This window comes from Thermogutta sp. (assembly GCF_039793925.1).
In the GTDB taxonomy this organism is placed as follows: domain Bacteria; phylum Planctomycetota; class Planctomycetia; order Pirellulales; family Thermoguttaceae; genus Thermogutta.
The window spans coordinates 1-4,716 of the sequence record NZ_JBAMME010000245.1; the positions used below are offsets into that span (position 1 = coordinate 1).

General features: G+C 58.2%; 6 protein-coding genes. All 6 read left to right on the top strand.

Annotated elements, in window-relative coordinates; translation table 11 throughout:
* Positions 1 to 646: hypothetical protein (locus ABJK56_RS11690; protein WP_347244850.1), on the top strand; the 646-nt coding region annotated here is incomplete at its 5' end.
* A gap of 11 nt (positions 647 to 657) precedes the next feature.
* Positions 658 to 1,641 carry an electron transfer flavoprotein subunit alpha/FixB family protein gene (locus ABJK56_RS11695; protein ID WP_347244851.1) on the top strand — a complete coding sequence of 328 codons (984 nt, stop codon included), beginning with the start codon at positions 658 to 660 and terminating at the stop codon, positions 1,639 to 1,641.
* A gap of 132 nt (positions 1,642 to 1,773) precedes the next feature.
* Positions 1,774 to 2,934, top strand: coding sequence for an FAD-dependent oxidoreductase (locus ABJK56_RS11700; RefSeq protein WP_347244852.1), 1,161 nt, complete (start codon positions 1,774 to 1,776; stop codon positions 2,932 to 2,934).
* Positions 2,935 to 2,946: 12 nt separating this feature from the next.
* The gene (locus ABJK56_RS11705) at positions 2,947 to 3,186 is read left to right on the top strand and encodes a hypothetical protein (RefSeq protein WP_347244853.1); all 240 of its coding nucleotides are present in this window, start codon (positions 2,947 to 2,949) and stop codon (positions 3,184 to 3,186) included.
* A 73-nt stretch (positions 3,187 to 3,259) separates the two neighbouring features.
* Positions 3,260 to 3,868, top strand: coding sequence for a hypothetical protein (locus ABJK56_RS11710; protein WP_347244854.1), 609 nt, complete (start codon positions 3,260 to 3,262; stop codon positions 3,866 to 3,868).
* A gap of 98 nt (positions 3,869 to 3,966) precedes the next feature.
* Positions 3,967 to 4,716 (top strand): dihydroxyacetone kinase phosphoryl donor subunit DhaM (gene dhaM, locus ABJK56_RS11715; RefSeq protein WP_347244855.1); only part of this gene is annotated, 750 nt, incomplete at its 3' end.

Here is a 4,716-nt window from a genome sequence, read left to right on the forward strand (position 1 = left end):
AGAGAAAGTCGGAGGCAGAGTAACCACTCTCACCTTGGGAAGGAAAGAGGCCCTTCAGGCTCTCCATCAGACGCTGGCGATGGGCGCTGACGACGCCATCCTGCTCTCCGATTTGAATTTTGAAGAAATGGACTCTTTTGGAAAAGCCCGTGTCCTAGCGGCAGCCGTGCGGAAAATCGGCGCGTTTGATCTGATCCTGTGCGGACGCCAGGCGGGGGACGTGGAGTTAGGACTGGTCGGCCCCTTCCTGGCCGGAGAACTGGGCATTCCGTGCGTTTCCCTTGTCGCCAACTTTGTAGTGGCCAACGGCACTATACGGATGAGACGACCCGTTGAGACCGGGTACGAAATCCTGGAAGCCCCCTTTCCTCTCCTGGCCACAATCACTAACGACCCGAGCAACGTTCCCCGATACGCGTCAGTAAAAGGATTACGGGCAGCAATGCGGGTCCCCATCCCCTGCTGGTCATCTGCCGATCTGGGGCTGAGCGCCAATACTCTGAGTACATCCCCCCTGCGGATTGAGATAGACGAACTATTTATCCCCCATCGGGAGATGCGTTGTGAACTCATTGAGGGGGAATCCGGCGCAGAGAAAGCCCGTAACCTGGCGGCGCGTCTGAAAGTATTGGGGTTGATCGGCTGAGGAGGGATAATATGGCTCACATCCTGACATTTTGTGCAGCATCTCAACCCGAAATCCCCCGCCACCCACTGGAATTGCTGGCTGCTGCACGGGCGCTGAACGCTCAACTGGGGGAAGGCCCAGTGCACACCCTGTGTGTGGGACCAGCATCGAGAGTCTATGGAGAGGAACTGATCCATCGCGGCGCCGATCAGGTGCTGACAGTGGAATGTCCATCTGTAGAGGCGGAAATATCACTGGCCGTGGTAGAATCCGCCATCCAGCACCTGGCACCCCAGGTTGTGATTTTTCCCCATGATGATCTGAGCGGAGCCTATGTGGGGCCATATGTGGCCTACCGTCTGGGAGCAGGCATTGCGACCGACTGCGTGGGCTTCGCCGTCCAGGGAGAGGATATCCGCTGGCTGCGCCCTGTTTACGGGGGGAAGGCCATGGCGTATATGCGCATTTATGGTCCAATTCAACTGGCTACAATGCGCGCCCGGGCTTTTGACCCCCTGCCTGCTGACCCAGCTCGTCGGGGAGAAATCCGTAGTTTCCCCGTAGATTGGAAAAGTGTTCGCCCTCAGATTCGGGTGGTAGAACGTCTGGAAGCGAAGAGAGAAGAGGGGGAACTACCTCTGGATCGGGCAGAGATTATTGTCAGCGGAGGGAGAGGAATCGGGAGCGCGGAAGGGTTCACTGTCCTGCGGGAACTGGCTCGGGTGCTGGGAGCCGCCGTCGGTGGATCCCGCCCTGCAGCGGACCTGGGCTGGGTACCCCACTCTCATCTGGTGGGTCAGACCGGGAAAATCGTTGCCCCCCATCTCTACATTGCGGTGGGAATCTCGGGGGCCACGCAGCACATTGCCGGGGCCGGTTCATCCAAGACTATTGTCGCCATCAATAAAGACCCCGACGCTCCGATTTTTAAACTTGCCCACATCGGCGTGGTGGAGGAGTGGGAGAAGGTCGTTCCAGCCCTGATTGAAGTCTTGAGAGAATGGCGCTCATAAGATTCAGTCCCTCATCGCGGGCTGCCGGGAGTGGCAAAACGATCCCTGCACCGGATTCCAGGGATTGCTTTGAACATCCCGCGCCGCAGCAAGGGGCAGGTGCTTATTTATAATTATAATAGGAGGTAGAGAATGATCCGATTGGAGACCCAGGTTGTGGTCATCGGCGGAGGGGCAACGGGCACCGCGGTCCTGCGAGACCTGGCGATGCGGGGAATTGATGCCGTCCTGGTAGAGCGAGGCAACCTGGCCGAAGGAACTTCGGGGAATTTTCACGGTCTCCTTCATAGCGGTGCCCGCTATGCCGTCAAAGATCCCCCCGCGGCCGAAGAATGTATCCATGAGAACACCCTTCTCCGCCGAATCGCTCCGCAGGCCATTGAAGATACGGGTGGATTCTTCGTTGTCCTGACCGATGAGGACGAGGCTTTTCTGCCCCGTTTCCTGGAAGGGTGCCGTCGGGTCGGCATTCCGACCGATGTCCTCTCTGGTGCCCAGGCCCTTCAGGAAGAACCTGCCCTTTCCCCTCAGGTGCGCTACGCGGTAACTGTCCCCGATGGCAGTATAGATGGTTGGACTCTCTGCATCGGCAGCGTCAAGGCGGCCAAAGAATACGGGGCCAAGGTCTTCCTGTATACACCGGTTACAAAAATCCTGCGCGAGGGCGACCGCGTGGTAGGCATTGAGGCAGTAGATCGCGCCTCTGGTGATGAATACGAAATCCGGGCCGAATATGTGATCAACGCCACCGGCCCATGGACAACCAAAACCGCGCGGTTGGCCGGATTGGAAGTGCCGATGGCTCTGGACTACGGGACAATGGTCGTCCTGAACGGTCGGCCAGTCCGGCGCGCGATTAACCGCTGTCGCCCTCCGACGGATGGGGATATTATTGTGCCGGTGGGCACGGCGATTGTCCTGGGCACGACCTCGGTGCCCATTCAGGACCCGGACGACTTCTGCATCCAGGAATGGGAGATTGATCTCTTGCTGAAAGAGGCCGTCACAATGGTACCTGTTGTGGAGGAGATGGGAATTCAGCGGTATTACGCGGCTGTCCGTCCTCTCTACACGCCCCCGGCAGAGAGAACAGAAGAGCGCAGGGAGGTGAGCCGGGCCTTTTATGTGCTGGACCATGAGGAACTGGACGGGCTCGGAGGCTTGATCACTATCACCGGCGGCAAAGTCACCACCTGCCGACTGATGGCGGAAAAAACCGTAGACCTGGTGTGTGCCAAGATGGGGATTCAGGCCCCCTGCCGCACCCATCTGGAGCCACTCCCACCCGATTAGCAGGTCCGAGAGATGCCAGAAAAGAAGACGACAAAAGCAGGAAAGAGCGCGCCACCCTCGCATCGTCCCTTATGGTGGTGGGTTTTCGCCTTTCTGTTCCCTCTGGTAATCAGTGAAATCATGTTCTATATGGCCGGTCGGTGGCTCAGTATGGTGATTTTTCCCATTGTCTGGATCGGGTTCTGGATCGCCGTGGCTTACCGGGCCGGCTGGCTCTCCAGAGAAAAACGGAACAGGCAGAACCGCTATTGACTCGTGTAACGTGACTCTGTCCCTCTTTGGACTCCCGAAAGTCGCTCAAATCCAGGGAGATCGGGGCTTTTGGATGAGGAGAACGGTCGTATCCAAAGCGTTAAGAAATGATTCTGCTCACTTCCTGCGGATCCATAGCCTGGAGGAGTGGGAGGCTCGGTTCAGCCGGTACGATGAGGAAACCTACCAAGCCGTTCTGGAAAGAGTGGGATCAGACGACGTCGTCGTAGAAATCGGGGCCGGGGATCTCTATCTGGCTCTTCGGATCGCTCAACAAGCGTCCCGCGTATACGCCGTAGAGGTGAATCCGCTGATCGTGGGTGCGGCCCTGACTGCCATCGGTTTCTCTCTGCCACGGAATCTCCAGGTGGTATGTGCTAACGCATTGGATTTCCCCTTCCCCCCGGGTGTGACGATTGCTGTATTGCTGATGCGACATTGCCCCCATTTCAGTGAATACTTTGACCGCCTACAGGCAGCGGGATGCCGATGGCTGCTCACGAATGCTCGCTGGAAATGCGGGGTTGAAGCCATTGATCTACAGGCCCCGCGAGTCCCTTTTGAACAGGTGGATGAAGGCTGGTATGCCTGTCGGTGTGGGGCCATTGGCTATGTGGGGATGGGCGTGAGAGCGAACACCCCACCATGGGAGGTCGCCAACTGTCCCCGTTGCCACGCTTAAAGCCTCTGCTTCTGAGAGTATTCTCCGAACTCCCTCTTCCATCCTCCTGACCGCAGGCTCCAGGGGAGTGTAGCGATTTTCCAAGGTTAAGGAGAGAGTTGGTTGGTGTCATTATTATCGCTCACAGTGAACAACTGGCCGCTGGGGTTTGTGAAGTAGCTCTTCAGATGGCCGGTAGGGAAAATGTCCCGGTTATTCCAGCGGGTGGGACCGAGGACGGCCGCCTGGGTACCAGCCTGGATAAAGTGCTGAACGCCCTTCAGCAGATATTGGGCCAGGGGGATTGTGCTCTGGTTCTGGCCGACCTGGGTAGTTCTATTATGGTGGCCGAAATGGCCCTGGAGTATCTACCACCAGAGTGGCGGGAACGAGTACGCCTGGCCGATGCCCCTCTGGTGGAAGGTGCTCTGGCCGCCGTCGTGGCCGCCTCAGGGGGGGAGAACCTGGAAGCAGTTCAGTATGCCGCCGAGCAGGCGGCGCGGGTCTCCAAGATTTTGGGGCCGGCCCCTGAGATTTTACCCTCACCGCTTGTTCCGGAGAAAATCGCAGAAGCACCCGAAGAGTCGGTGGAACTGGTGGTTCCGAATCCCACCGGCCTCCACGCGCGCCCTGCCGCTCAGTTCGTTCAGACCGCTATGCGGTTCCAGGCCCATATTACGGTACAGAATGTCTCCCAGCGACGTCCGCCCGTCAACGCAAAAAGCATGGTGGAAGTCGCCAGTGGGGGAACGGCCTGGCAAGGAGAACGAATTCGGATCTCCGCTCGGGGAGAGGACGCGAAGGCGGCCATCCAGGCTCTAAAGACGCTGGTTGAAAGCGGCTTCGGAGAGTTAGAAGAGACTTTGCCC